Origin of the sequence: Neobacillus niacini, assembly GCF_030817595.1 — a bacterium.
Classification (GTDB): domain Bacteria; phylum Bacillota; class Bacilli; order Bacillales; family Cytobacillaceae; genus Neobacillus; species Neobacillus niacini_G.
In genome coordinates this window covers 335,999-362,213 of the sequence record NZ_JAUSZN010000001.1, presented here as the reverse complement: position 1 = coordinate 362,213, position 26,215 = coordinate 335,999, and the positions used below count along the sequence as shown (strand labels likewise).

The window sequence follows — 26,215 nt, the reverse complement described above, 5'->3', positions numbered from 1 at the left end:
ATTTATAAAAGGGTTCATCATTCTATTATGCTAGTAATTTGGGCTAGCAATAATAAAATTTTAAGTTAATAGCTATCTAATCTAAAAAAAAGATTAGTGTCCAGAATTTCCTGAATGCTGTTCGTCGTAAAATAGTGGTGCCCGGTCATCCTTTAAACCCTCAATTATATCCTCCGCAATTTGTGTACCTAGTTTCCTGCCAGCTATATTATCACTTTCATAATGTACACCTGCGAGCTTCCTCGAAAGGTCGGATTCTTTTGACATATCAATGAATATTTCTTTGTCATTAGGAAAGATATAGGAAAGAACCGTACTGGCCGCAGACCCTGTTGTCGCATGAGCGGAAGGATAGGCAGGATGTGCAGGAACTTCAAAATTATCAATTAATGTTATGCTAGAATCAAGATGTGTTGGTCTTGGTCGCAGATAACGATATTTCTCATGAAAGGCAGCAACAGAAGCTGTATAAATCGCACCACTAACAATTTGGTGAACCCTGGCAGCTTCGGGTGGTGATAGACTATATTTCTTTAACATTTCTTCTGTTATTGCCATCCACCTCGTATTTGGACCAATAATTTCACTTGCCCACCGTTGGATGATTTTAATATCTTCTTCTGTTCGATTTTCTGCCAATTTTCGTAATTCTTCCAAATCAGCTTTCGTTATATCAGAGTTATTCGCTGGTGGTGGGTCTAATGTATACTTACTTCCATCTGGTAAATCAACTGGTTTCCATTCACCTGCTGTAGGAGAAGCGGGATTGTCATGTTCCCAACCCAACCCCTTTACTTCTTTCGGTTGTTCTTCTTTTTGGGTATCCGCTTTTAAGTTCTCTTTATTACATCCAGCCATCAGAAAAATTAAAATTAATCCGAAAATACTAGTAACGAATAGTTGTTTTTTCATTTCAATTCCCCCCTATATACCAATTTTTATACAACTTTCTCATCTGCCTATTGAAGTCATAATCATAGTTGTACTAGATGATTAAAGTGTTTTTTGAACATCAATGCTTACTCCCTTTGATACTAAATCATTGATACCACGGTAAATGAGTTCAAAAAGTTCTTCTAAATCTTCTTCTTCGACACACGAAAAGGCGATTCGTAAGTCAGATGAACTTATGGCTATAGTTCCTACACCGTATTCATTTAATAAGTGAACCCTCAATTCCTCTGCATCTACCTGATTAAGCTTTAAGCACATAAAATATCCAGAGTTAAAAGGATAGAAACCCCAGGCTTCTTTATACTCTTCTCGAGTAATAATCTCCTTGACCTTCGTCGCCCGCCGCTTCATTATATTATGTTTTTTACATTTTTCCTCTTCAAACTTGCTAGATTGCAAGGAACGTAAAATGACCGTCTGAGACAAATGGGAACTGCTTGAAATGGTTCCTCTAATAAGGCCGTTTGTTTTTTGTTCCAAAGCTTCCAATATAGTAGGACTATCGGACGCAAAGGTTAAAAAACCTACTCTTAGTCCCCAAACATAATTTTCTTTTGTTGCCCCATCCACCTTAATCGGTAAAATTCTTGGATGGATTCCTGCTAACCGGCCAAACAATGACTCTTTTACAGAGTCTTCAAAAAACAAGCCGAAATAGGCATCGTCAAGGATTACGGCTAGATTAATACCAGCTTCTGCCGCTTCCATTAAGACCGAGATAATTCCTTGGACTTCATTTTCCTTTGGCGTGTAGCCCGTCGGGTTGTTCGGGAAATTAAGCAAGACCATTGCCTTACCTGCATCCTTTTGCTGTAGTAAACATTCTCTGAATGATGGAATATTAAAGGTGTCATTTTCATCAAAAAGCTTAAAAGTCTTAAGATTGCCGCCTCTACGTACATGAAATATGGTTTGATAGTTCCCCCAATATTTATCTGGAAGAATAATGGCATCATTTTCATCTACAAAAAGATCTGCTGTGAGACTTAATCCGTGAGTAAGAGCATTTGTTGTAATCGGAAGTCCCATCGAGCTTTCATGTAAAGATGGATTATCTCGCAATAATTTTCGTTTCCATTCATTCCGTAACGTTAATTTCCCAGAGGGAGGTGCATATGGATAGACCTCATCTGGGGAATACTCGGATAACGTTTCCTGTATATGTTCAAAATGCATTGGAACCTTTTTTTCAGTAGCAATTCCAATTGTTGCATTAAAACGGGTAGCTTTTTGGGTTGCTTCTGCACTCTGGCTTAAGATTCCATTTGGGTAGTATAACTTCTTACCCAGATCCGACAGTAAGTCAAATACATGTGGATTATTTTTCTTAATCATCTCGTTTAAATTCAATGCAAGCTCGTTCATTTTATCTCACCTTTAAAGTGAATTAGCTGGCGTTTCATGATTGAACATATTTCTTCTATTAATATAGTATTCTCATCCGCTGTTCCAACAGATATTCGGAGATGTTGGGGCATTCCCCATGTATCGCCATAACGGACAATTACTCCTTGACATAAAAGCTGTTGATAGATTTCATTTGCATTATGACCAAATTTAACCAGAATGAAATTACTCATGCTCTCTATAAATTCTAATCCTAATTCTCGGAAGGCTTTATATAATTGTTGACGTCCTGCGGTATTTACCTGTTTTGATTTTTCCACATGTTCCTCGTCCATGATTGCTGCAGCTGCAGCGACCTGTGCCAAACTATTGACATTAAAAGGCTCTTTTACACGAACGATGCTTTGAATAATATTTTCTGGTGCTACACCAAATCCTACCCTTAAACCAGCAAGTCCAAAAATTTTAGAAAAAGTTTGTAAAACAATAATTGGATAACCAGAACGAACATATTCCAGGCCATTCGTGTAATCTTCATTGGTTGCAAAATGACTATATGCACTATCAAAAACTACTAAAATATGATTAGGCAGGGATTGAAGCAATTCTTCTAACTTTGATTTTGGTAAATAAGTCCCTGTCGGATTATTTGGTGAACAGATATATACCAATTTAGTACGATCTGTTACAGCCGATAAAATCAAATCAATATTAAATTGGTATTCATTGTCCAGAGGAACAGGTACAACTTTTGCCCCCATCAAATGGGCACCGAAATCATATTCACTAAAAGATGGGGAAGGGACGATAATTTCATCTTCTGCTTCAAGATAGGTTTCTGAAATTAAGGTAATTAATTCATCTGCCCCATTTGTAATAATTAATTGCTTAGTGGTCAGTGATAGGTTGGAAGCAATAGCCGCCTTCAACTCAACTGCATGTGCATCAGGATAACGATTTAGCCTAGTAAGACTATTAGATATTACCTCAAGGGCATTAGGTGACGCTCCGATGGGATTCTCATTTGAGGCTAATTTAATCACTCTTGCCAATCGTAATTCCTTTTGTACTTCCCACAAGGGTTTTCCTGGTATATAAGGTTTAACAAGATCTAATGCTTTTCGATGCTTAATATGATTGATTATATTCACAGCCCTTTCCTCCAAGCGATCATTAAGTTATTAACATATAAGCTATTTAAGGTGAATAGATAATGGTGAATCAGAAACATTTTTTACATTACTTTATTATTTTAGTTTCAACATTAATAAAATCTACTTCTCCATAATAAAGGATTTATAAATTTTATTACCATCCAATTGGACACTTTTTATACCATCCAGTTTAACTTCAAAATAAAAAGGACCACAATCTAATCTAACGTGTTCGGTTTTGGAGTACAAAATTAAAAATAGCAATACAATCGGAAGTCCAATTCGCATATGAATTGGACTTCTTTTATTTGTTGATATATAACGATTTCGCCCGTTCTGGAATGCAAAGTAACTGTATAATCAGCACATCAATTAGCAAGAGTCTGCGAGACATTATATTTAGGTTAGATTAGTGAAACAGTTGATATTAAAAAGACCGCTCATTTTAGACATATCTAATATGTGTGGTCGAATTCATTTTTTTCTTAAACTAGTCGTGTAGAAGGGAGCATTTCTACCTTACGGTAGGTTGTACTTGGTTTCCTAACTTGATATCGCTTAATGTGTTCTATTATACAAACACGAATCTTTTTAATGTTCGTTTCCATGCGGACGATTCACCTATCCTACCATGTCGTTCAGTGTTCATTAAAGTGCTCTGATAATCGTAATTAGCAGTTTCTTCATATGTGATGCAAGACTCCATCCTAAAATTTTCCTAGAATATAAATCCATAACGGATGATAAATAAGCCCATCCTTCAAGCGTCCAAATGTACGTAATATCAGATACCCAAACTTGATTGGGTTCTTCTACGCTAAATTGACGATCAAGAAGATTAGGATAAATATATAAATCATGATTTGAATCAGTTGTAACCACAAACTTTTCTTTTGGTGTAGCTTTAAAGCCCAATTCTTTCATAATGCGAGCTACTGTTTTTTGAGAAATGATATAACCCCATTCAACCAAATCGTCATGTACTCTTGGGCTGCTATAAATCCCGAATCTCTCATGGAATCCTGGCATTCAAAAAAGCTGTCGAAAATAGTCGACAGCCTCAAGACCTCATTATTTAACTGTTAATTTATACGGCAATGCACTTGCATTTCCCCTTAATTCTTCTACTTTCATGTAGTAGGTTCCTTTTTTGAGAGCAACCTGTAAGATTTCGTAGTCAGCCTTGTCATAGTGATCAGATTTTGCGATTTGTGTTCCTTTTGAGTCGTAGACTGTCACGATTCCGTCAAAGTCAAATGGTACTTCTAGCTTGATGGTGCGTTTACCGTTCGTCTTTTGAATGAATTTGTAATAGTCGGTATCACCCTTTCCTTCTGCCATGTTAATGTAACCAGATTGTGTATATTCTTCATTAGAGCTTTCTAAGGTAACTGGCTTGGTAGGAACATTATTTTTCAATACAGATCCAGCGTCCTCATCTTTCTCCGGTGCTTCTTTTACAGTAAACGTGTAAGGAATAAGAGTTGTAACCATTTTATAGTAGTTTAGAATCTTAAAGAAGTAGCCTCTACCATTTTCAGCACGGAATGAGCCGATTTCTGGTTGATTATCATAGGAGTATTCAACGATACGAAGGTTACCTTCTTCGTCTTCTTCTAGTTTTCCATTTCCATTTGTATCTTCGTATATAAGAAGCGTGGAATCTAGAGGTCGTTTCAATTCATCAGGTGCTTTACTGTATTCTTCAGGGAGTGCACCTGGTTGAACAATAGCACTGTATACAGCGGTTTTATCTGGTTTGAAATAGAAGGTATCGATATCCCCGCTTGACGATAGGCTTCCTTTAATTGGATCAGTAGATATTGTCTTTGCTGTATTAAACGTGTCATTGTTTTCGTAAGCATCATTAGCGTTGCTAAATGCTGGTGAAATCTTGAACTCATATGGATCAAAGTTAGGTCTGAATAATGCATCAGCTATACGGAAAAAGTAGGTTTCACCTTTTTTTAGACCAATATAAAATGGATTCATCCCTTTAAGTTCTGATTCAGCAGCAAGCGTGTTCTCATCCACACTTTGATAAATCTGATCGATATCGTTCTTTTTTTCATTGTACTTAAAGATAAGGACAATTGGAACATTGTACCCTTCTTTGTTCGTAAAATTCATTTCAAATACAGAGTTTTCAGTTGGAGTCACTTTAATCCAATCTTCATCTACACTGTACTGGAAGTAGCCTTTTTGGGTTGTTCCTATTTCATAAGGAATTGCGACATCTTTGATAAGATCGTAGTAAGAAGGTATTCCTCTGTCATAGTTGAAGTCTAGGTTTGTTAGTTTCTCGTTAATTTCTTCTTTTTTTGCAAGATATTCTTCAATTTTTCCTTCTGCCAATTCTTTTTCCGTTACGGTTTCCTTCGAGGATACAGGGAAATGATCCTCATCTGCAGGTTGTGATGTTATTTCAAAGGAAACTTGATATGGATTTTGAGATGAATAGTTTCTATTAAAATCAATTTCTTTTCCAATTATGATTTCATAATCACTAAGGGACGGTTTATTTGTCACTTCTACCATGTATTCCGAACCTGGAAGAACCGTAATGGACATCGACTCTGACTTACCATACCCTTTGGTGTTTAATTGATCAATGACATTGGTGTTTTCGACGGTTGTACCATCTTCATTTACATCAGAATTAATCATATGAAGCTTAAGCGATGGGTCCATTCCTGCTACGGCTGATACATTAATCCTCATTGCTTTTGCTGGGTCACCTGCAATTCCAGGAACCTTTAAGCGATAAAAATCAGAATCTCCCGGAATAGGCTGCTCTTTACGTTCTGCTGGTGATGCTGTTAATAACTCATCTGTGTAATAATTCGAAAGCGATGTTGTAGATGGGAGTGAACCCAATACGACCGGTGTTTCCATTGTATTTCCATCATCATTTAGCTGATCTTTGCGGCTTACTTTCAGTGTATATTTTGAATTACCTGTTTCACTATATTGCCCAAACGAATCTTTTAAGGCTAATACTACGGTTCCTTTTTTCGGAGATTTGTATAAGGAACCTTCCTGTTTTCCTACAGCTCCGTCATTGACTTCGATCGTATACTCCGGATTATTTTCGCCTTCTGGATAGAATTTAAGCTCATATTTCAAATCATATTGACTTGCTCCCTGAAGATTTACTTGGACATATTGATCTTTTTCAACAGTAACCTTGTAATAGTCTGTTTGTTCGAGCCTTTCCAAGCTGCCTTCTATCGTTGTTTCCGAAGTTTCTGTCGTAACAGGAAAATTTTTTGCTTTTTCTAAAATCTGATCTGCTGAGACAACTGACTGGGCAGGAATCGTATTAGGATCAAAGGAAAGCATCTTTACAAGGTCGATCATCCCATAACCATACTTAGTATCATATCCTTTTTCTCCGAGATCCTTCGCTGTATGAGTTAAGATATAGCTTACTTGATAAGGTGTAAGATCAGGATACTTTGATAATAATAGTGAAACAGCCCCAGCAACCATAGGTGATGCCATTGACGTACCGCTCATATTTACAAACGAAGAGCCTTTTTCAAATGAATAGACAGACGAATAAATATTATTTCCAGGTGCTGTTACATCGACAGACGGGCCGTATGTAGAGAAATTCGTTAAGACATTTTCCTCATCTGTAGCTCCGACGCTAATGACACCATCATAGGAAGCAGGATAATTTATATGTTCAAAACCGTCATTACCTGCTGCAGCCACAATAACGATCCCGCTATCAATGGCTTTTTTCACCGCATCTCTTAAAATCGGAGAAGGCTCCCAGGCGCCTAAGCTCATATTAATGACATCTACATTTTGACGGATTGCTTCTAAAATACCTTCAGCAATGTCATAGTCCGTTCCATACCTAGCTCTGTTAAAAACGTCAATGGATACAATTTCAGAGTTTGGAGCGATTCCGTACCCACCGAGTCCATTGTTTTTCTCAGCAGCAATTATCCCAGTAACATGGGTACCATGAGAGTCAGGCTGTCCTTTTTTCATAGGATCCATTGCATTATAATTGACAACAATTTTATTTGTTAATTCAGGATGATTTGCATCAATTCCAGTATCAATAACTGCGACGCGAACTTTATTTGTCCCGGCCATTTCTTGTCCTTTTACAACGTTAAAATTATTGAGATGATACATATCGGACGCTTTTAAATCTGGTGTTGCTAGTTTTTTTACGAGTGCACTTTTTGAAATAGAAGTTACCTTTGATAACTTTGCATAGGCATTTGCAATATCTTCAAGCTTTGCCCCGCTTTGTACCTCTATCACATCATAGCCTAAGGATGATATTCTTTTTATTAATCTCCCACCAGCTTCACTATGTTCGCTTTCAGTAATCGGTGAGGAGTAGTGAATCACAAGTTGATTTTCAGAAAATCGCTTTTGGTCATTGTCAAGTCTAGAAACTGACTTAGCATTTTCACCGCTTCCAATATGTTCCAAACGATCTAATATAGGCCTTTGATCACCCGGAATTTTTGTTACGGCAAGTGAAGCGGTTGGTGGCAGAGCAGAAAAAAATAGAGTTGCAGACAAGCTAATTGCTGCTATGCTGTTGAGTTTTTTCTTCTTCAAAAAAGTTCCCTCCCTGATTTTTATTGGCTTTTAAAATTCGTAAAGCCTTGTGTAGACCCTGCATTCACAGCTGTTAGCACTCCACTAGCAACAGTTACAACCTTCTCATCTAGAGAATTCCATTTTCCTTCTGCTGTAACATCAGCTTTGGAACCCTCCTTTTACTCTGCTTCAGCCTTTAAATCGTGTTTGCCTTTAGAAAGAGTGAACGAGACTGTCGATTCACTTGGAGTAAGTTTTACGATCTCCTTCGAGGGCGGTTCCTTTATTACCTTTACTGACTTTTCAGGTGAGGCAGAAACCAAACTACTAAATAGAGACAGGATTACGGTAAAGATGAAAGTTAATGCTGTAATTCGTTTTCCACCTTTGGTCTCATTTGTCAACCTCCTATTATTTTTTTTATATTAATCAGCCTCTAAATACAGCCTGATAATATCAATCTCCTAATATTTGATTTCCTCTTTTAAACCCAATATTAAATTGTGTTTTCTATTCCTCTTTACGTAACAATACAGGACTAGTCTTAACGTTATAAGTATTCGAAAAAATAAACAATACAAGATTTTAAATGAAATGATTGATATTTTAGATGATATTAATTCGGTAATTATCAAAAATAGAACCTGAGTCATTTGCATTAAATCTATCTTTTGATCTAACAGCTTTAACATATTTTTTAGTTGAAAGTAGCTTGATTTCTTTCTCTGTAAATAACTTCTTACACATTTCCTCAATCCCCATTACTTTAAAAATGGAATTACTCAAAAGGGGGAAAGTGTATGCTTGGAGAACGAATCATACTCTAATATTTCTGTTGATAAGTGGGATAAATCAAGACTAAATCACTCTTTCGACTAGCAGAAATTGCTGCCCCATAGTTGCCAATACCAGAGTTCAGCCTAAGACCAAAGTGGAACATCATTAACTTATCTGAAAAAGGAAATTCCGTTGAATTAGTAACTTCGTAATCAAACGACAATGGAATTGGATGTGAATTATTCCTCAAATAATCATTAAAAACATTAATATTTTTTAATGGGATGTCTTTTCCTCTTAAGACATAATTACGTACCTTATTGGAATCTGTAACCTGACTAAATGCTGTAGCTAAACTTGTTCCTAAATGATTTGTTTGAATATTAAAATGAACTGGATTACCTCTTCTCCTGTAAGTGACTCCCGTCTTCCAAGACCTTCCAATAAAAATGATTGCTTATGTATGTAATCGATGTCTTTTATAAAGTTCGATTATTGAGGTTAAACATTTTGAAAAGAAGGCACGTATATCGTGTCTATAAATGTGCTGCAAAACTCTCCCATATGTCGCTAATCCACCATTTGTCATATGCTTTATATTTAATATAAATCGCTTTCCGTGACCAAATTAAGAGTTTAATTTCTCGATGGCTTCTTGAGTTGTCCAAACACCACTTGAAACGAATCCAAAGTTTACAATGCCTGCATTGAATGCATCTTTACCAGGAGCAGCTGTTGCATCACTCACGATATAAACTTCGAAGCCTTGTTCTACTAGTTCACGCATATGAGAGTCAACACATAGGTTTGCATTCATTCCTCCAACAATAACCGTATTAATGCCACGTTTCCGAAGTTGTAAAACTAAATCATTCGATTCTGGACCAAAAATTTTATGCGGACTTGTGATGATTGTATTACCGTCTTCGAGATATGGTTTAAATGACTCGTAAAAGTCAGCTCCTGACGCAGATTCAATCGGTTTTTGAGGACCTTTGCTTTGGAACATATTGTTTTCCTGCATCATTGATTCTCCCCCACCTTTAATTTTCCAGTTTTTATCATGAGGGTAGTAATAGTGCGGGGAAACAAATACTTGATAGTTTTTTTCCTTCGCTGTTTTTAGTAGTAATTCAATGTTGTTAATCGTGTCATTTTCAGCAAGTATATCTTTTGTTAAAGGATATCCTGCACCCGTAGGATGTAAAAACTCATTCTGTGGATCTGTCAGTAAAATACCAGTCGTTTGTGGATCAATTCTCATTCTTTCTAACTCCTTTTTATCTAATTTAGTTAAAGTATTTTTTTGCTGTTTTATATCTTTTATGTTTCATTTTCATTTAGTTATTTCCGCACATAAAAAACGCGGCAGAACCGCCGTCATTAATTGATGGGTAGATAGTGATCATCGTGACGCAATACCACTTTTCAACTCCGTAGCATGAGCATCAGGATATCTATTAATTTCGGAAAGAACATTTTTTATAGCATCAGAGCTTTTGGTAATGGACCAAGAGGGTTTCCATTTAATGCTAATTTAATACCACTTTTCATCCCTAATTCCTCTTGTACTTCCCATAATGGTTTACCTGGTATATAGGGTTTAATGTCGTCTAATGCTTTACGCCGATTTACCATATCGATAGTATTTATAACCCTTACCTCCAAACCTTTTGCATTCAATTTTTAAACTGTTTCGTGAATAGATAATTGTGCATCAATCCACACATTTATTTCAAAACTATTAATCATTAGCCTAAATGAATGTTTTATTATCCACTTCCCCATCATAAGGATTTTTAAATTTTTTTTACCATCCAATTTGAAACTTTTTTGACCATCCATTTATCATTAGTAAAAAAAGAATCATGAACAAGTCATGATCCTTACGAAAATTCGAGGATAAAAATAGTAGTTTAAAGAAAGTGAAGGGCTTCTGCAAAGCGTTTAATTCCTTCGTCGATTGATTCTTCGTCTTCCCTTGCGAAAGTAAAGCGGACAAATCCCTTTTTAGATCCCATTGTTTAACCAGGAACGTCTGCATTTTTAACAGCAACATTTTTTTCAAGCCAATCTCTTGTTACATATCCTTCTACATTAAATCGACTGTTCACGCGGTCTTCATCAGTTGGTGAATCGTAAAAAACAAATGAATTAATATTTTCAAGCGCTGACACCGCTTCAACATCTTTCCTTAGTGACTTCCATATAAAGTAAAGAAATAAGTACCTACATTTGTGTGTTGAAACAATGACCACTACTCTTATAAACACCAAACACTATTACCTTATTTTGTTAATATATTAATATCTCTAATAATATCGTCATAAGGAACAGTAATTCCATCATAATCTTTGACAACAATCCCTTCTTTGTCAATAAGATAAAAAGAAGTACCATGGATGACTTGGTTATCTGTTCCTGGTTTTTTCACGATGGTTTTAAAATTCTTTAACGCATATTCTTCAATAAATTCTTGTGAATATCCAGTTAATAGTTGCCAATTTGTTAATTCTCCATTAAATTTCATTACATATTCTTTTAATTTTTCAGGAGTGTCCACTGATGGATCGACACTAAATGAAACGATTTCCACGTCTAATCCTTTCTCTTTTAACATCCCTTGAAGTCTAGTCATATTTGCCGTCATTGGCAGACATACAGTTGCGCAATTCGTAAAGATAAAATCGGCAATCCATACTTCTCCTTTTAAATCTGTTAAACTTATATCTTTCCCTTCTTCTGTTCTAGCATTGAAATCCTCTAATTCCCAATTTAGAGGATCTTTTATTCCTTCTTAGCAGCCGGTTAGTAGGACCAGGAAGAGATAAGCTACTAAAATCTTAAAAATATTTTTCATAGAAATTGTCACCCGTATTAAATAAGTAAAAAAGCCGATTTTCCATTGAAAGAAAACGGCTAAAATTTTTATTGTAGAACTGTGCTATTTAATACAAATGGAGCTCTCCTGCTTTTCCCTGTTTTTTAACAATTTAAAAATATCCGGCCTTGAACCTAAAACTTCTACAGATTTAAATATTGTTAAATTTATTCAAAAGAATTTACCATTCCATTATCCTAGAATTTTTACAGCAGAGCTGGTCCCAATTCTTGATGCTCCAGCATCTATCATCGCTTTAATATCTTCTCTATTTCGTACTCCCCCTGATGCCTTAACTCCAATATCTGGTCCAACCGCTTTTCTCATGACTGCTACATCCTCAACAGTCGCTCCATGTAAAGAAAATCCCGTTGAAGTCTTTACATAATCTGCACCTGCTTTTACAGAAATTTGGCATGCACGTACTTTTTCTTCATTTGTCAAAAGGCATGACTCAATTATAACTTTTACTAAAGCCTTTCCTTTTGCAGCCTCCACAACAGACCGTATATCTTTTTCAACGAGTTCATCGTTTTTATCTTTTAATGCCCCAATATTTATAACTGTATCGACTTCTGTAGCCCCATTTTCAATAGCATTTTTAGTTTCAAATGCCTTTGTTTCGGGCGTGTTCGCACCTAAAGGAAATCCTATAACGGTACAGACACTTACATCCGAATCGCGCAAAAGTTCTGCTGATAAGCTTACCCATGCAGGATTTACAACTGCTGATGCAAAGCCATATTGTTTTGCTTCTTGGCATAAATTAATGATATCTTTTTCTTTAGTGTCAGCTGAAAGTAATGTGTGGTCAATTAAGTTAGAATAATCCAAATAAGTTCGCCACCTTAGAAGTTATATTTTTGAGGAATAATTAAATATTATAAGTCAAAAGCTCTCTGATTTAATAAAAAGAGATGAGTGTTCGATTTTCCTAAATTCTGTTCGTCGCAAAACAGAGTGCACGGTCATCCTTAAACCCTCAATTATTTCCTCCGCTAACTAGACGCGGGATTGTCAGGTTCTCAACCCAAACCCTGTACATCTTTAGGCATTTTCTTAACCTCCTTTGAGTTTTTTTTATTATATCCAGCCATAACCAAGATTAACCCCAGAATACTGGCCACAAATAGTCCCTTTTTCATTTTCTTTTTCATTTCCTTTTTCTCCTATATAATTTAATAATAACTACACTCTTAAATCACATGTAACTTGTGTTTTATACCTGTGATAGTTCGGTTAATGCATGTAGAGATAATTGTGAATCAATTCACACATTAACGAATCTTAATTCCCTATAAATTTTCCATATGAGTGGACCATTTCATACGATCCACTACTCCATAATATAGGATATAGAAATTTTATAGCCATCCAATCTCATACTTTTTTAACCATCCATTATTACTCAATGTAAAAAAGAACCATGATGAAAAGCAGGATTCCTAGTTAAAATATACATGTCGGAAATCGTTTTAAAGGGAATTTAGTGCTTACGCAAGTTTTTCTATTCCTTCATGTTTGGATTCTTCATCGTCCTTTGCGAACGTAAAACGGACATAACCCCTTTGGATCCGCATCGTGTAGCCCGGAACATATATGACTCCTTTATAATCTACCCTTCCAATACTCCTCTATTTCTTTGAATCAGTCCATTTGATTTCTAGCTCATCAAACGCTGCCACTACTGTACTTCTGTTTACATTAAGTTCATTAGATAAGGATCGTTCTGATGGTTGGGGTTTATCCGGCGGAAAAGTACCATTAGCGATTCCATTTTCAATATATTCTGCAGGCTGTTTATAGATCGTTTTTTTTGCTCTTCAATCTGGCTTCCAATTCATTGACTACAGCACTTTTTATTTTTTATTATCATATATTATTTTTCTCTTTGTTTTTTTTCCTCTAAACTGCACTCAAAAAAAATTACCTATCGAGTTATTTGCCAATAGATAAATCCTCTAAATTTCCCAATTTTATTCTATTTTAATAAGTAATTAATCATCCAATTGACAATAAATCCAACCATCCACTTTTCATTTTCAAACTCTTCCTCAGATTATAAACCCTTAAATATCACGGGGTTTAATCAAATAATAATACAAATTTATCATCAGAAATTTAGATTTTCGTTTTTGAACACTTTGTGACACACTTCACATTTTCTTGATTTTCTAAAATTCCGCCACTAATATAATAACCAATTGTGAATCAACCAACATAATAAAACTGAATATTTTCCTATGAATCTTTTAAAAGGAAAGGGGTTTATCCATGAAAAAAAAATGGGCTATTTTGACAGCGATTTTTACTATTACCACAATGTTAACAGGGTGTGAATCTTTTTTAGTTTTGGATCCAAAAGGCCCACAAGCTCAAACACAAGCCAAGGATATCATTCTATCCATTTGGATTATGTCTTTCATCGTGATCATTGTTTTCGGAATATTGGCCTATATGTTAATCAAATATCGAGCTTCAAAACAAATGCCAGATTATCGTCCGCCGCACATTGAGGGCAGCATTCTGGTCGAAGCCATCTGTGTCGGGATTCCGGTTATTATTGTTGTATTTCTGTCAATTGTTTCTGTTCAAAGCAACTATAAGGTAGAATCAGCACCGGCGATATACAAAGATAAAGAACCACTAATAATTTATGCTTCTACTTCAAATTGGAAGTGGCATTTTAGCTATCCAGAAGAAAATATTGAAACGGTTAACTACTTATATATACCAGTTGAACGTCCAATTGAGTTTAAATTGTATTCATACGGACCAATCACAAGTTTTTGGATTCCACAACTTGGAGGGCAAAAATATGCAATGGCGGACATGGTTAATACGTTGCACTTAGCTGCTGACGTTCCTGGTGAATTTATGGGGCGGAATGCAAATTTTAATGGTAAAGGGTTCGCAGAGAATACATTCAATGTCACAGCGATGTCCCAAGAAGAATTTGATGAATGGGTAAATGAAGTGAAAGATTCAGCAGAACCATTAACTGAGCAAAAATTTGATAAATTGTTGGAACATGGGCATGTTGGTCAGTCCACCTACACTGGAACACATTTGACTTTCCTGCCGCCACCAGAAGGTGAAAATGGCGGGCACCAACATGGGGCTTCTCAATCTGATGATTCTGACAACCACTCTTCTGAGGAACATTCTAGCTCTGAAGATAGTAATTCTGCCCATAACAGCCATTAAGCTAATTGGAAAAATTGATTGTTATTTATATTAAACAAACTCGAAAGGAGTCATAATAGATGGATATCTTTGAACGTTTTGCAGTCCCTCATCCAAGTCCTGCTATTTATGTATCAATGGTTGCAATCGGCCTAACCGTTATCGCGATTATTGCCGGCTTAACATATTTTAAAAAGTGGGGATATCTCTGGCGTGAATGGTTAAGCACTGTAGACCATAAACGTATTGGAATCATGTATTTAATATCTGCTCTCCTCATGCTTTTCCGTGGTGGAGCAGATGCGATTATGATGCGTGCCCAACTGGCAATACCCGAAAACAAGATGTTGGATGCCCAGCATTATAACGAAATTTTCACCACTCATGGGACGGTTATGATCATTTTTATGGCAATGCCTTTTATCATGGCGTTCATGAACTATATCGTTCCATTGCAAATTGGAGCCCGTGATGTGGCATTTCCACGATTAAATGCACTAAGCTTCTGGCTTTTCTTTATGGGGGCTATGTTACTCAATATCTCTTTTGTTATAGGTGGATCTCCAGATGCAGGATGGACTTCTTATTTCCCTCTTGCCAATAACGAATTTAGTGAATCTGTAGGAACGAATTATTATATGTTTGCTCTCCAGATTTCAGGTATGGGTACTTTAATGACTGGCATTAACATGATTACTACCATACTTAAAATGAGAGCACCAGGTATGACTTTAATGAAAATGCCAATGTTTACTTGGTCTTCCCTAGTAGCTAATATTATCATTGTTTTTGCTTTTCCAGTATTAACAGTGGCACTTATTATGGGAACAATGGACCGTCTTTTTGCAACGAATTTTTTCACCTCAACAAATGGCGGTATGGATATGCTTTGGGCCAACTTTTTCTGGGTTTGGGGACATCCTGAAGTATATATTTTAGTTTTACCAGCATTTGGTATATACAGTGAGATTATCTCTACCTTTTCTGGCAGAAACCTATATGGTTATAAATCTATGGTTGGCTCCATGGTGATCATCTCTCTCCTTTCATTCCTGGTATGGACACACCATTTCTTTACAATGGGACAAGGAGCGCTAACTAACAGTATCTTCTCGATTACCACAATGGCAATTGCAGTACCGACAGGGGTTAAGATTTTTAATTGGCTATTTACGCTTTGGAAAGGAAAAATTATCATTACTACGCCAATGCTTTATTCCTTGCTCTTCATTCCGATTTTTACAATTGGGGGAGTTACTGGAGTAATGCTCGGAATGTCAGCTGCGGACTATCAATACCATAATACTATGTTTCTAGTAGCCCATTTCCACATGGTTATTATACCAGGTGTGGTATTCGCTATGCTTGCTGGTTTCCATTACTATTGGCCAAAAATGTTTGGTTTCATTCTTAATGAAAAAATTGGAAAATGGACTGCTTGGATTATCTCTATGAGCACTTTATTAGCATTCATGCCAATGTTTTTCTCTGGTTTGGACGGACAAGCCCGCCGAATGTACACATATTCTGAATCAACTGGGTATGGTATTTGGAATATGCTTTCGTTTATTGGAGCGATTGGTTTAGCGATTGGATTTATTTTGATCGTCTACAACGTTTACTATAGTACACGTTATGCATCTAGGGATATTAGTTCGGACCCATGGGATGCACGTTCACTTGAATGGGCCACTCCTAGTCCCGTGCCGGAATATAATTTTGCAATAGTGCCAAATGTTAAGTCAGTTGATGTGCTTTGGGAAGCTAAGTATAATAATCATATTTTATTCCCTGGCAAATATGAAAATATTCATATGCCAAATAATAGCGGTATTCCGTTTATCCTGGGATGTATTTTCTTTGCATGGGGTTTTTCATTCGTATTTGGTATGTGGATTCCCGCAATTAGTACAACCATTGGAATCTTTGTCTGTATGGGGCACCGTTCATTAGAAAAGGATCACGGACATTACATCTCGGTTAAAGAAATTGAAGAAACTGAAACGAAATTGCGAGGTGCTTAATCATGAAAATCAATCACTCGCTGCCACTCGAGTATGGTACACATCAAAATCAAATAAATATTTTAGGTTTTTGGATTTTTCTTGGGGCCGAAATTATGCTTTTTGCTACGCTTTTTGCAGGATATTTTACCTTGGTTAATCGCACCGGTAACGGCCCGACTGGTACAGAAATTTTCGACATTACTCCTGTGTTACTTGAAACAATGATACTCTTAACAAGCAGCTTTACAATTGGGCTAGGAATTCACGCAATGCGATTAGGTAGCCAAAAAGCTATGCAGGTCTTTTTTGCAATAACTCTTCTTCTCGGTCTAGGATTCTTGAGTCTTGAAGTCTATGAGTTTATACACTATGTTCATATTGGTGCTGGACTACAAACTAGTGCATTTACTGCTGCCCTATTAAATACATTAGGAACACATGGAGCGCACGTTACTTTTGGTGTTTTCTGGGGATTATTTATCATTTTCCAACTTAAAACTCGCGGGTTAACACCAGAAACAGCTAATAAGTCATTCATTTTCTCTCTTTATTGGCACTTTCTAGACGTAGTTTGGATATTTATCTTTAGCTTCATCTACTTGAAAGGAATGATCTAATATGAAAGCTTTATTCCCTCTTGAACAAGTGATGGGCTTTATATTTTCTATCATCCTAACGTTAATGGCACTTTGCGTTTACTTATTTCATTTGCCATTCACCGTTGCAATGACTATTCTACTTATTACAGTGTTTGTACAGGCGGGTCTTCAGCTAGTGGTATTTATGCACGCTGGGGAAACGGAGGATAAAGGAGCAATTTATACAAACATATATTACGCACTAATCATCGCCCTTGTAACTATCTTTGGTACATTACTTTGCATGATTTGGGGCTATTTATAATAATTATAATGGAAACTTCCTTGATAACACTTGATAAATATGAAAAAAGCACTTGAAATGTTCAATTTCAGGTGCTTTTTGTCTATATCTTACTGAAAATAACGTTCAAGATTAGAAATGTATGACTTTGCAAATCTTATGTAAGACATTCTTTATAATAGTTAGTAATCTCTGACCTTACACCTACATATAAACTCATTGAATGATTTTATGTCTGAATTAAAAGCTTATAAGAATTTTATTCCAATTCTATTATTGAAAGTTTGATTTTTGTTTTTAAATACAAAAAATCCTCCTACATAGTCAATTACCAACTGATGGTCATATACTTCCTCAAAGCTTTCATCAAATAAAAAATCAATATTATTTACCTTAATAGTTTTTTCTCTAGGAGTAACAGTTCTTCTTGGAATCACAATGATTTCATAAATAGTATTGACTATATCACAGCTACCTTTATCAAATGATAATTGAACCATTTTATCATTACTTACCTGCTTAAGTGCTTCAGTGGCGTTATTTGTAATAGTTATCTCCATAAATATACCTCCTGGAATATTATAAAAAATTCACTTTAAATTTGATTCTAAATAATTCGTAATTCGCTACTCTAAACAAATAACGTTAAATGCCATTTTTTACTATGTCAAAAACCCCTTTCAATAGATACCCTAATATGATTATAAGAAATAACAAATTTTTACGGACCATCCAATTTTATAATATTTTTCCAATCCACATAGAAAGTTCAGGTGTAGATGGATGAAATCCTTTGTAAAAGAACTTAACCAACTATCACAACTTTTATTACAAAAGAAAACGAAAATAACTTTCAACTTAGTACGAATCTAGATCTGTACACTTTGCATTTGCTTTATATTGAGGTAATCCCTTAAATGAAAAGAGTATTTATTAACATGAATTTCACAAGTTTAAAAATCACATAATATATCTACAGAAATTTATTAAAGGAGAACCTCAATGAGAAAATTTCTACAATGTTTCTTTCTGTTTTCTTTTTTTGTCAATCTCAATCTTTATGGTTTTAATCAAAACGTAGTTGCAGCACAAACTAAACCCCTTCCAGCACCCGGAATGAAGGTAGATCCAAAGAATACTGCTTTGGTGCTTACAGATCCACAAAATGACTTTTTAAGTCCAAATGGTGTAGCATGGAATTTAGTAAAAGAAAGTGTTGCTAAAAATCATACGATTGAGAACATTGAATCATTATTAAAAACAGCAAAGGCAAATAATTTCAAAGTGTTTGTTTCCCCTCATTACTATTATCCATATGACCAAAAATGGAAGTTTGGGGGAGTTTTGGAACATGCAATGCACGAACTTAATATGTATCAACGTAAAGGGCCTTTAACGCTTGAAGGCTTTAAAGGTTCTGGTGCGGACTTTCTTGATAGATATAAGCCATATATTGAAGATGGGAAAACCGTAATCACAAGTCCGCACAAAATTTATGGACCCGAGGCCAATGACTTGGGTTTGCAACTGCGAAAACAAGGAATTACCCACATCATACTGGCAGGTATGTCTGGGAACCTGTGCGTTGAATCCCATATGCGTGAACTAATTGAACAAGGATTTGAAGTGTCAGTGGTTCACGACGCAACAGGGTCCGCAATAGTAAATAATTTAGATGGAGACATGGCCGCAAAAATAAATTTTCGTATGATTGCTAGTGCCTCATGGTCTACAAATGAGACTGTAGATAAAATGAAATCAAGTCATAGATAAAAGCCTCGAGTTTGTACTGCACCCCAAAAGTTAGAGTGAAATCTAACTTTTGGGGTGTATTTTTATGGCCAAATATAGTGAAGAATTTAAGTTAAAGTTAGTCAAGGAATATCAAGATGGGAAATTAGGATATATTCTTTTAGCTAAAAAGTATGAAATGAAAGACAGTACTCCGATTAGGAGATGGGTAAAGGTATACGAGAAATTTGGTGTGGAAGGTTTAAAGAGGAAGAAACATAGAGAAACATATTCTGTTCAATTCAAGCTAGATGTATTAAGCTTTATGAAGAGAACAGGTTCTTCAGAAACTGATACAGCCCTTGTATTTGGCATAACTAACGCTCCTATGATTGCAGCTTGGAAAAGGGCTCTTCTGGAGGGTGGTACTGAAGCCCTGGATAGACCGAAAGGACGGCCATCCATGTCTGATAAAACTAAAAAAAACAAAAAGAATAAACACATTGAAGATAAGGAATTAACGTACGAACAAAAGTTAGAAAGAGAAAACGAACTTCTTCGTTTAGAGGTAGAATATTTAAAAAAGTTGCGAGCTTTTCAGATGGATCCGAAGGGCTATCTCGAAAAGCACAAGCAGCATTATCATTCGAACTTAAAGAAACCTTCAAACTAAAAGATGTTTTACAAATAGTCGGCATTCCTGAATCCACCTACCATTATCATATAAAAATGATGAATAAGGAGAATCCAGACCAGGAGTTGGAGGAACTTATTCAATCCATTTTCGAAGAACATAACGGAAATTATGGTTATCGTCGTATTCAATTAGAATTAGAAAACCGTGGGTATGAAGTGAATCATAAGAAGGTGCAACGCATCATGAACGAGCTTGGGCTCAAGGGAGATAAATTCAAATTAAAATCACGCAAGTACAGTTCATACAAGGGTACAACTGGAACTGTTGCCAAGAACCTTATCAATCGCCGCTTTAAAACGAATGTGTGTCATCAAAAACTAACAACAGATATTACAGAATTTAAGTGTTCAGACGGTATTAAGCTATATTTAAATCCAATTATGGATATGTTCAATAGTGAAATTCTTTCTTTTGGTATAGGTATGCGTCCAACCTTAGATTTAGCTCTCACCCCCCTCGAGGAAGCACTAGAAATAGTAAAAGATTCAAAGTTTAGAACTACTGTACATTCTGATCAAGGATGGCATTATCAACATAATAAATGGGTGAAAACCCTTAAGAAAAACAAGGTGTTCCAGAGTATGTCTCGTAAAGGAAACTGTTTAGATAATTCGCCAATGGAGAACTTTTTCGGATTACTAAAACAAGAAATGTATTACGGGGAAGCACTATGCTCATATGAGGAATTAAAAAAGAGAATTGAAGAATATATCAGTTATTATAATAACAAGCGTATAAAGCAAAAATTGGCAGGTATGAGCCCGGTTCAATACCGGGTCCATACTAGCCAATTAGCTGCTTAATATAAAACTCTAACTTTTGGGGGTCACATCAGTTTGGAGGCTTTTTTTGATTGAGGAAAATTGCAAATAATAATCTCATAAAAGATGTACTAGTTATTAAACTACACTCCCCGTTACTTGCATAAGAAAAGCGATACATCGTTATTGAAGCATCGCCGCCGTTAGCTGAATAATTGTGCCAGTTTTAAAATCACCATACAGCTCTTTTAAAAACAATGCCATTTACACCAGCTATCTACATTATATGGTTCGTCGTGTTGTTAATAGTATTTTTCAAAATTAACTAGCTTCAGAAGAAATGGTTTACCCATCTTTTTATTTAACTTGCCATATTATTATTGGCTACGGATGCGTTATATATAGAGTAATGATCAAGATACAAGTTTTGAGTCCCTAAAGGAAACACAAACTTTAAGGTATTGGTTCCAACTGTATAACTGATAATTTCTTCTTTGTTACTTGTTTTAACATCTGCTGTGGGGGAACCAAAATAATTCTTTATATCGTCAATGGTTAAGACCTTTAAATTAGGATCGTAGGATCGAATCTCAAACAACTGCTGCCGTTCGTTATAAGCCACAACTACATTTTTTTTACTATATGTGCAATAGGTACCTTTAGCTGCATCAACATACTCTCTTTTATCTTCCTCTCCCCAGTTTTCTCTTACTTCCTCAATCGTAGTGCTTTTTAGATGAAAATCAGAGTTTATAATGGAACCTTCTTTTGCTTTAGTCGCTATATTTAATAGTAATTTATACTTTGGATTATCTGCCGTAGGCACGGGAGCATTTGATATCGTTTTTGTTATTTGATTATTTAAATTACTTACATTTACAGGTGAAATTTTATTATTATTTAAATGATATTTATGTTTCAAAGTTAAAATCCTGTATACACTCTTATTTATAGTTTCTTCTGAAATAGTATGATTTGTCACAGCTGAATAAATACTGTTGTAGACTGTAGCCACATTATCCATACCATGACCAACTAAAATAATGTCGCTCCCCGCGTTTATTGCCCTTACGGCTGCGTCTTCCAACTTGTAATACTTTGCAATAGCGCCCATTGTCATATCATCTGAAATGACAACCCCCCCAAATCTATATTGATTACGCAATAGATCTGTAATAATGGTTTTGGACATAGATGCCGGAAAATTAGGATCAATTTTTTGAACTAATATATGAGCAACCATCACCATATCGGCGTGATTTTTGAAAGCATTGTCAAAAGGAACTAATTCAACCTTTTTTAGTCTTGTAAGATCATTCTGAACTAATGGAAGTTCTAAATGAGAATCAACGGAAGTGTCACCGTGACCAGGGAAATGTTTTACAACCGGAATGATATTCCCTGAACTAATACCCTTCATCATGCTAACTCCCAGTTTTGAAACAACACTGGAATCAGATCCAAATGAACGGTCCCCAATAACTGCATTATTAGGATTACTTTGGATATCTAGAACGGGAGCGAAATCTGTGTTAAATCCAAAAGCCTGCAATTCATTGGCAATCATCCTGCCGATATTATATGCATATTTTTCATCATTTTTATTTCCAATGATTCTTGCACTTGGTGTGTTTATGATTGATGTTGGCATTCGGTTTACCCTCCCGCCTTCCTGGTCAACGGATATAAATAATGGTATCTTATTCTTGGTGTTTGTAGTTTTAATTGCATTTGTTAAGTTTACTAATTGAGCAGCATCCTTAACATTCGTTTGATATAGGATTAACCCTCCAAGCTTGTATTTATTAATAAGCGTCTGCGTATTTGTGTTAACAGTTATACCATCAAATCCTGCGATTATCATTTGCCCGATTTTCTCAGTTAAAGTCATCTTTTTTAGTTGTTCATGAATGGAATCTTTCTTAGGTGGTTTAGTGGTCTTTTGGGTATCTTCAGTTTGGTTGTTATTCATCTCTTTTTGTTTATCCGTATTATTATTTGAACAACCATTAATTAGTAATAATGTAATCAAAATGAACATCATTTTCATAATCAACTTTTTCAATGTGTTGCCCCTTCCAGTTGAAATTCAAAGCTGGTCACAACTCTTACGATAGAATTGGGAGGATGTTCTCCACTAAATGCACAATCTATATGTGTTATACTATCCATAATATCCCACAAAACTTCTATATAAATTCATTCTATTAATTCCTTAAAAAGGATTTTTAGGATCTTGTGAACTTCATTTAATAGTAAAGTAGATAATAGAATAGTTTAAACAGTCTAACAATCTAATGATAAAGAGACAGCCACCATTCTTAAATGTGCGAACTGTCCCTCATCAAACTTTAATTTTCCATTTGAATTCTGAAAATTTAACAATACAAGTTTTTTAATCGTATCATCAATAATATAAATGGATAATAAAGGATGAGCGGTCCATAGAAGAAATATTCTTTTTACTATTACTAACTATATGCTTTTCTTATCCCTTAACATAAACAAGTACTTATCTGATTACAGAGAAGCGCACTTTGTTGGTGGAATTTCCATAAACGTATTAAACCTTCCATCATGTACTTCATCATTATTAGGCAATAATTACACACAAAAAAAGTAGTCGAATATGTCGGCTACTTAGTATTACGTTGACTAACATAAATAACTTGAGGCACTTCTTTTATTCTATTAATCATTTTTATTAGATCTATCTAATGACAAATTCACATATGGCGCTAGTAAATTTTTCTGGTTTCTCCACATGCCCCATATGTCCGCATCGACTGATGACTACAAGCTGCGATTCTGGAATTGCTGCCGACATCTCGTTGGCCCATTTTGTCCCACAGATGAAGTCATACTCTCCGACCAGGACGAGCGTTGGGGTCTGGATAGTCTTCATAACATCCCGCACATCCCATTTCAATGGTTTTCTATTTATATCAATGGTCGCGTCTACTGAAGCTTTCCAGTCCTCGAAATCCTTATGCGTGTTCCAATAGTCACAAAAGTAAGCGGGCAGCAGTCTTTGCAGGACAACAAGGAATGACTCTCTGTCATTTACTGATACAGCTCCACTCCCCATGTCCGCCCAAGCCTGCTTCGCGTCCTGAGCCTCCGGTTGTTCTGACCACCGCTGTGCAAAGAATTCCATTTGCTTGGTCGCTTCAATACCTAAATCTTTCCCATTACATGGAGCGCCGTCATAAACGATCAACCCTGCAAGCTCATTCGGATAATTTAGAGCATATTGAAGCCCAACAAAACCGCCATGCGAATGTCCTAGAAAATAGGAATCTAGTGCCCCTACATGCTCGAGCACCTTTCGGGAGAAATAAGCGTATTTGGACATACTGTATTCTCCATCCGGCAGCATATCTGATTGACCTGTACCGATCGGCTCTATATAAATAGTAGTCATAAACTTCTCTAGCAGCGGCATGCGTAAATAGTTCCAATGGAAACCTGGCCCTCCGGGATGAACAAGACAAATGGGTCCACTACCTGCAACGTGATAGGTCTGCCGAAGCCCATCGATCATGATTTCGTGTGTACCCTGAGATAGTACGTCCTTAAATGCTGGTACTGAAGGATTGGAGTAAGAATTGTTCATGGGCGTACCTTCTTTCTATTGTTATGATTACATAAGTGATCCAATTTCGTTTTTTAACAACATTCATTAATCCTCCTTAACTAATATTTATATGATTATAACTTGCGATACCAATTCGCTGCTGCTTCCACTTCTTGGGGGGTTAATTGATGACCTCTATTCTCCCAATGAATTTCTACCTTTGAATTTGCCTTTTCTAATAACTTTTGTAGTTCAGTAGATTCCATTGGTGAACAGATGGGATCATTTGTCCCAGCAGCAATAAACACAGACTTACCTGTTAAATCAGGAAGATCAATTCCTTTTCTCGGTACCATTGGATGATGAAGAATCGCACCTTTTAATGCATTTTGATAATGAAATAATAAACTTGCAGCGATATTGGCTCCATTTGAGTATCCAATGGCGATAATATTATCTCGGTTGAAACCGTATTTCTCTGATGCTTCATCTAGAAACTCATTTAATTCTGTTGTTCGGAAAATAAGGTCTTCTATATCAAATATTCCCTCAGCCAATCTACGGAAGAATCGCGGCATTCCATTTTCTAATACATTTCCTCGAACGCTTAAGACAGAAGCCTCATCATCTATCATTCCCGCAAGAGGCAACAGGTCTAATTCATCGCCACCAGTACCATGAAGCAATAATAATGTTGGTTTTGTTGGTTTTTGTCCTTTATTGAATATATGTTTCATTCTTTATCTCCCTCCAGAACACGAACCTCCACAGGAGTTAAGGTTTCTTCTAATTCTTCTCTTTGTGACTCTAACCAAGATGGCAGCATGAGTTTTTTACCTAGTTCATCGACAGGTTCATCCACTGAAAACCCTGGTGGGTCGGTCGCTATTTCGAAGAGGATACCCCCTTCTTCATGAAAATACACGGCTTTAAAGTAGTTACGATCACGAACTTCAGTTGGATAATAGCCTTTATCTTGGAGAAGTGAACTCCATTTGAGAAGATCTTCTTCATCCTTAGCTCTCCATGCTATATGGTGAACCGTTCCTGCTCCCATCAACCCTCGAACGGAAGGATTTAAGTGAATATCAATGGTGTTTCCTATATTTCCATCAGATTTAAATCTTAGGAATTTATTTTCTTGACCAATGCAATCTAACCCTAATATATTTTCTAGAACGCCAGTTGTTTTATGTGGCTGTGCAGAATACAAAACAGCTCCGCCAAATCCTTTAATCGCGTTTTCTGCATGAACTCCACCGAAGTTCCAAGTATTAGTTGCTCCTTCATCTCGCTCCGTCAGTTCAAGTTGGAGTCCTTCAGGATCGTTAAATATTAAGTATTTTTCACCAAAGCGTATGGTTGAAGTAAACTCAACTCCAAATTTCCGAAATCGATTTTCCCAAAATGGAACCGAACCCACCGGGATAACAAAACTCGTCACACCAACCTGTCCTTGCCCAATGCGCCCTTTTAACTGTTTCGCCCAAGGAAAAAAGGTAATGACTGTACCTGGTTGCCCCGTTTCATTTCCAAAATAAAGATGGTACACTTCTGGTCGATCAAAATTTATGGTTTTTTTTACGAGTCTTAGCCCAAGGACACCGGCATAAAAATCTATATTTCTTTGAGCATCGTTAACCATGGCTGTGATATGATGGATACCTGCTGTTTTTTGCATTTTTTC

Annotated in this window: 27 protein-coding genes and 1 pseudogene; 7 read left to right on the top strand and 21 right to left on the bottom strand. The window is 36.0% G+C overall.

Features of this window, described 5'->3' with window-relative positions; all coding sequences use genetic code 11:
• Positions 1 to 93: 93 nt before the first annotated feature.
• From QFZ31_RS01795 to QFZ31_RS01720, 16 genes and pseudogenes are all read right to left on the bottom strand, one after another.
• Positions 94 to 912, bottom strand: a complete 819-nt coding sequence (locus QFZ31_RS01795; protein WP_307300410.1) for a vanadium-dependent haloperoxidase — start codon at positions 910 to 912, stop codon at positions 94 to 96.
• Between the two features lie 81 nt (positions 913 to 993).
• Positions 994 to 2,319, bottom strand: a complete 1,326-nt coding sequence (locus QFZ31_RS01790) for an aminotransferase class I/II-fold pyridoxal phosphate-dependent enzyme (protein WP_307300408.1) — start codon at positions 2,317 to 2,319, stop codon at positions 994 to 996.
• Positions 2,316 to 3,452 carry a histidinol-phosphate transaminase gene (gene hisC / locus QFZ31_RS01785; RefSeq protein WP_307300406.1) on the bottom strand — a complete coding sequence of 379 codons (1,137 nt, stop codon included), beginning with the start codon at positions 3,450 to 3,452 and terminating at the stop codon, positions 2,316 to 2,318. Before hisC ends, QFZ31_RS01790 begins: the two co-directional genes overlap by 4 nt.
• 488 nt (positions 3,453 to 3,940) lie before the next feature.
• Positions 3,941 to 4,063 (bottom strand): hypothetical protein, encoded by a 123-nt coding sequence (locus QFZ31_RS01780; RefSeq protein ID WP_307300404.1) that lies wholly within the window; start codon positions 4,061 to 4,063, stop codon positions 3,941 to 3,943.
• A gap of 40 nt (positions 4,064 to 4,103) precedes the next feature.
• Positions 4,104 to 4,484, bottom strand: a complete 381-nt coding sequence (locus QFZ31_RS01775; protein WP_307300402.1) for a DDE-type integrase/transposase/recombinase — start codon at positions 4,482 to 4,484, stop codon at positions 4,104 to 4,106.
• A 42-nt stretch (positions 4,485 to 4,526) separates the two neighbouring features.
• Positions 4,527 to 8,048, bottom strand: a complete 3,522-nt coding sequence (locus QFZ31_RS01770) for a S8 family peptidase (RefSeq protein WP_307300400.1) — start codon at positions 8,046 to 8,048, stop codon at positions 4,527 to 4,529.
• Positions 8,049 to 8,209: 161 nt separating this feature from the next.
• The gene (locus QFZ31_RS01765; protein ID WP_307300399.1) at positions 8,210 to 8,434 is read right to left on the bottom strand and encodes a hypothetical protein; all 225 of its coding nucleotides are present in this window, start codon (positions 8,432 to 8,434) and stop codon (positions 8,210 to 8,212) included.
• A gap of 419 nt (positions 8,435 to 8,853) precedes the next feature.
• A complete protein-coding gene (locus QFZ31_RS01760) occupies positions 8,854 to 9,189 on the bottom strand; it encodes a DUF3231 family protein (RefSeq protein ID WP_307311319.1) in 336 nt (111 codons plus the stop codon).
• A gap of 75 nt (positions 9,190 to 9,264) precedes the next feature.
• Positions 9,265 to 9,405, bottom strand: coding sequence for a DUF3231 family protein (locus QFZ31_RS01755; RefSeq protein WP_307311316.1), 141 nt, complete (start codon positions 9,403 to 9,405; stop codon positions 9,265 to 9,267).
• Between the two features lie 30 nt (positions 9,406 to 9,435).
• Positions 9,436 to 10,071 carry a cysteine hydrolase gene (locus tag QFZ31_RS01750; protein WP_307300397.1) on the bottom strand — a complete coding sequence of 212 codons (636 nt, stop codon included), beginning with the start codon at positions 10,069 to 10,071 and terminating at the stop codon, positions 9,436 to 9,438.
• Between the two features lie 218 nt (positions 10,072 to 10,289).
• Positions 10,290 to 10,490, bottom strand: coding sequence for a hypothetical protein (locus QFZ31_RS01745; protein ID WP_307300394.1), 201 nt, complete (start codon positions 10,488 to 10,490; stop codon positions 10,290 to 10,292).
• 341 nt (positions 10,491 to 10,831) lie between these two features.
• Complete coding sequence (locus QFZ31_RS01740) at positions 10,832 to 10,984, bottom strand: hypothetical protein (protein WP_307311904.1); 153 nt, start codon at positions 10,982 to 10,984, stop codon at positions 10,832 to 10,834.
• A gap of 110 nt (positions 10,985 to 11,094) precedes the next feature.
• Positions 11,095 to 11,598: an SCO family protein gene (locus QFZ31_RS01735; protein ID WP_307311314.1), complete on the bottom strand. Its 504-nt coding sequence runs from the start codon at positions 11,596 to 11,598 to the stop codon at positions 11,095 to 11,097.
• Between the two features lie 282 nt (positions 11,599 to 11,880).
• Positions 11,881 to 12,522, bottom strand: coding sequence for a deoxyribose-phosphate aldolase (gene deoC / locus QFZ31_RS01730; RefSeq protein ID WP_307300391.1), 642 nt, complete (start codon positions 12,520 to 12,522; stop codon positions 11,881 to 11,883).
• A gap of 191 nt (positions 12,523 to 12,713) precedes the next feature.
• Positions 12,714 to 12,845, bottom strand: coding sequence for a hypothetical protein (locus QFZ31_RS01725; protein WP_307300389.1), 132 nt, complete (start codon positions 12,843 to 12,845; stop codon positions 12,714 to 12,716).
• Between the two features lie 473 nt (positions 12,846 to 13,318).
• Positions 13,319 to 13,496, bottom strand: a pseudogene (locus QFZ31_RS01720) (GntR family transcriptional regulator); the annotation flags it as partial.
• Between the two features lie 466 nt (positions 13,497 to 13,962).
• Here QFZ31_RS01720 and qoxA point away from each other — a divergent pair.
• The 4 genes from qoxA to qoxD are packed head-to-tail and all read left to right on the top strand — an operon-like array spanning position 13,963 to position 17,783.
• Entirely contained in the window at positions 13,963 to 14,895 is a 933-nt protein-coding gene (qoxA, locus tag QFZ31_RS01715) for a cytochrome aa3 quinol oxidase subunit II (RefSeq protein ID WP_307300387.1), read from the top strand.
• A 59-nt stretch (positions 14,896 to 14,954) separates the two neighbouring features.
• The gene (gene qoxB / locus QFZ31_RS01710; protein WP_307300386.1) at positions 14,955 to 16,898 is read left to right on the top strand and encodes a cytochrome aa3 quinol oxidase subunit I; all 1,944 of its coding nucleotides are present in this window, start codon (positions 14,955 to 14,957) and stop codon (positions 16,896 to 16,898) included.
• A 2-nt stretch (positions 16,899 to 16,900) separates the two neighbouring features.
• Entirely contained in the window at positions 16,901 to 17,497 is a 597-nt protein-coding gene (gene qoxC / locus QFZ31_RS01705; protein ID WP_307300384.1) for a cytochrome aa3 quinol oxidase subunit III, read from the top strand.
• A 1-nt stretch (position 17,498) separates the two neighbouring features.
• The gene (qoxD, locus tag QFZ31_RS01700; RefSeq protein ID WP_307300382.1) at positions 17,499 to 17,783 is read left to right on the top strand and encodes a cytochrome aa3 quinol oxidase subunit IV; all 285 of its coding nucleotides are present in this window, start codon (positions 17,499 to 17,501) and stop codon (positions 17,781 to 17,783) included.
• Positions 17,784 to 18,010: 227 nt separating this feature from the next.
• On the opposite strand, the gene QFZ31_RS01695 is transcribed toward qoxD, so the two are convergent.
• Entirely contained in the window at positions 18,011 to 18,322 is a 312-nt protein-coding gene (locus QFZ31_RS01695) for an iron-sulfur cluster biosynthesis family protein (protein ID WP_307300380.1), read from the bottom strand.
• A gap of 442 nt (positions 18,323 to 18,764) precedes the next feature.
• Here QFZ31_RS01695 and QFZ31_RS01690 point away from each other — a divergent pair, with 442 nt between their 5' ends.
• The 3 genes from QFZ31_RS01690 to QFZ31_RS01680 all read left to right on the top strand — a co-directional run bounded on the left by QFZ31_RS01690 (position 18,765) and on the right by QFZ31_RS01680 (position 20,993).
• Positions 18,765 to 19,535 (top strand): isochorismatase family cysteine hydrolase, encoded by a 771-nt coding sequence (locus QFZ31_RS01690; RefSeq protein ID WP_307300378.1) that lies wholly within the window; start codon positions 18,765 to 18,767, stop codon positions 19,533 to 19,535.
• Between the two features lie 64 nt (positions 19,536 to 19,599).
• A complete protein-coding gene (locus QFZ31_RS01685) occupies positions 19,600 to 20,166 on the top strand; it encodes a helix-turn-helix domain-containing protein (RefSeq protein WP_307299904.1) in 567 nt (188 codons plus the stop codon).
• The gene (locus tag QFZ31_RS01680) at positions 20,067 to 20,993 is read left to right on the top strand and encodes an IS3 family transposase (protein WP_307311289.1); all 927 of its coding nucleotides are present in this window, start codon (positions 20,067 to 20,069) and stop codon (positions 20,991 to 20,993) included. The genes QFZ31_RS01685 and QFZ31_RS01680 overlap by 100 nt, the downstream gene beginning before the upstream one ends.
• Positions 20,994 to 21,312: 319 nt before the next feature.
• Here the strand turns inward: QFZ31_RS01680 and nagZ are convergent, their stop codons facing one another.
• From nagZ to QFZ31_RS01660, 4 genes are all read right to left on the bottom strand, one after another.
• Positions 21,313 to 23,016, bottom strand: coding sequence for a beta-N-acetylhexosaminidase (gene nagZ / locus QFZ31_RS01675; RefSeq protein WP_307300376.1), 1,704 nt, complete (start codon positions 23,014 to 23,016; stop codon positions 21,313 to 21,315).
• Positions 23,017 to 23,661: 645 nt separating this feature from the next.
• Positions 23,662 to 24,567 carry an alpha/beta fold hydrolase gene (locus QFZ31_RS01670; RefSeq protein ID WP_307300374.1) on the bottom strand — a complete coding sequence of 302 codons (906 nt, stop codon included), beginning with the start codon at positions 24,565 to 24,567 and terminating at the stop codon, positions 23,662 to 23,664.
• A 95-nt stretch (positions 24,568 to 24,662) separates the two neighbouring features.
• Entirely contained in the window at positions 24,663 to 25,265 is a 603-nt protein-coding gene (locus tag QFZ31_RS01665; protein ID WP_307300371.1) for an alpha/beta hydrolase, read from the bottom strand.
• Positions 25,262 to 26,209 (bottom strand): ring-cleaving dioxygenase, encoded by a 948-nt coding sequence (locus tag QFZ31_RS01660; RefSeq protein ID WP_307300368.1) that lies wholly within the window; start codon positions 26,207 to 26,209, stop codon positions 25,262 to 25,264. Before QFZ31_RS01660 ends, QFZ31_RS01665 begins: the two co-directional genes overlap by 4 nt.
• Positions 26,210 to 26,215: the final 6 nt, after the last annotated feature.

Bases quoted from the DNA above. Each gene is read 5' to 3' on its own strand.
- qoxC (WP_307300384.1), top strand. From the start codon at position 16,901: ATGAAAATCAATCACTCGCTGCCACTCGAGTATGGTACACATCAAAAT.
- QFZ31_RS01690 (WP_307300378.1), top strand. From the start codon at position 18,765: ATGAGAAAATTTCTACAATGTTTCTTTCTGTTTTCTTTTTTTGTCAAT.
- QFZ31_RS01750 (WP_307300397.1), bottom strand. From the start codon at position 10,071: ATGAGAATTGATCCACAAACGACTGGTATTTTACTGACAGATCCACAG.
- qoxD (WP_307300382.1), top strand. From the start codon at position 17,499: ATGAAAGCTTTATTCCCTCTTGAACAAGTGATGGGCTTTATATTTTCT.
- QFZ31_RS01775 (WP_307300402.1), bottom strand. From the start codon at position 4,484: ATGCCAGGATTCCATGAGAGATTCGGGATTTATAGCAGCCCAAGAGTA.
- QFZ31_RS01725 (WP_307300389.1), bottom strand. From the start codon at position 12,845: ATGAAAAAGAAAATGAAAAAGGGACTATTTGTGGCCAGTATTCTGGGG.
- QFZ31_RS01795 (WP_307300410.1), bottom strand. From the start codon at position 912: ATGAAAAAACAACTATTCGTTACTAGTATTTTCGGATTAATTTTAATT.
- QFZ31_RS01685 (WP_307299904.1), top strand. From the start codon at position 19,600: ATGGCCAAATATAGTGAAGAATTTAAGTTAAAGTTAGTCAAGGAATAT.
- qoxA (WP_307300387.1), top strand. From the start codon at position 13,963: ATGAAAAAAAAATGGGCTATTTTGACAGCGATTTTTACTATTACCACA.
- QFZ31_RS01780 (WP_307300404.1), bottom strand. From the start codon at position 4,063: ATGGAAACGAACATTAAAAAGATTCGTGTTTGTATAATAGAACACATT.
- QFZ31_RS01660 (WP_307300368.1), bottom strand. From the start codon at position 26,209: ATGCAAAAAACAGCAGGTATCCATCATATCACAGCCATGGTTAACGAT.
- QFZ31_RS01790 (WP_307300408.1), bottom strand. From the start codon at position 2,319: ATGAACGAGCTTGCATTGAATTTAAACGAGATGATTAAGAAAAATAAT.
- QFZ31_RS01670 (WP_307300374.1), bottom strand. From the start codon at position 24,567: ATGAACAATTCTTACTCCAATCCTTCAGTACCAGCATTTAAGGACGTA.
- qoxB (WP_307300386.1), top strand. From the start codon at position 14,955: ATGGATATCTTTGAACGTTTTGCAGTCCCTCATCCAAGTCCTGCTATT.
- QFZ31_RS01695 (WP_307300380.1), bottom strand. From the start codon at position 18,322: ATGGAGATAACTATTACAAATAACGCCACTGAAGCACTTAAGCAGGTA.
- QFZ31_RS01665 (WP_307300371.1), bottom strand. From the start codon at position 25,265: ATGAAACATATATTCAATAAAGGACAAAAACCAACAAAACCAACATTA.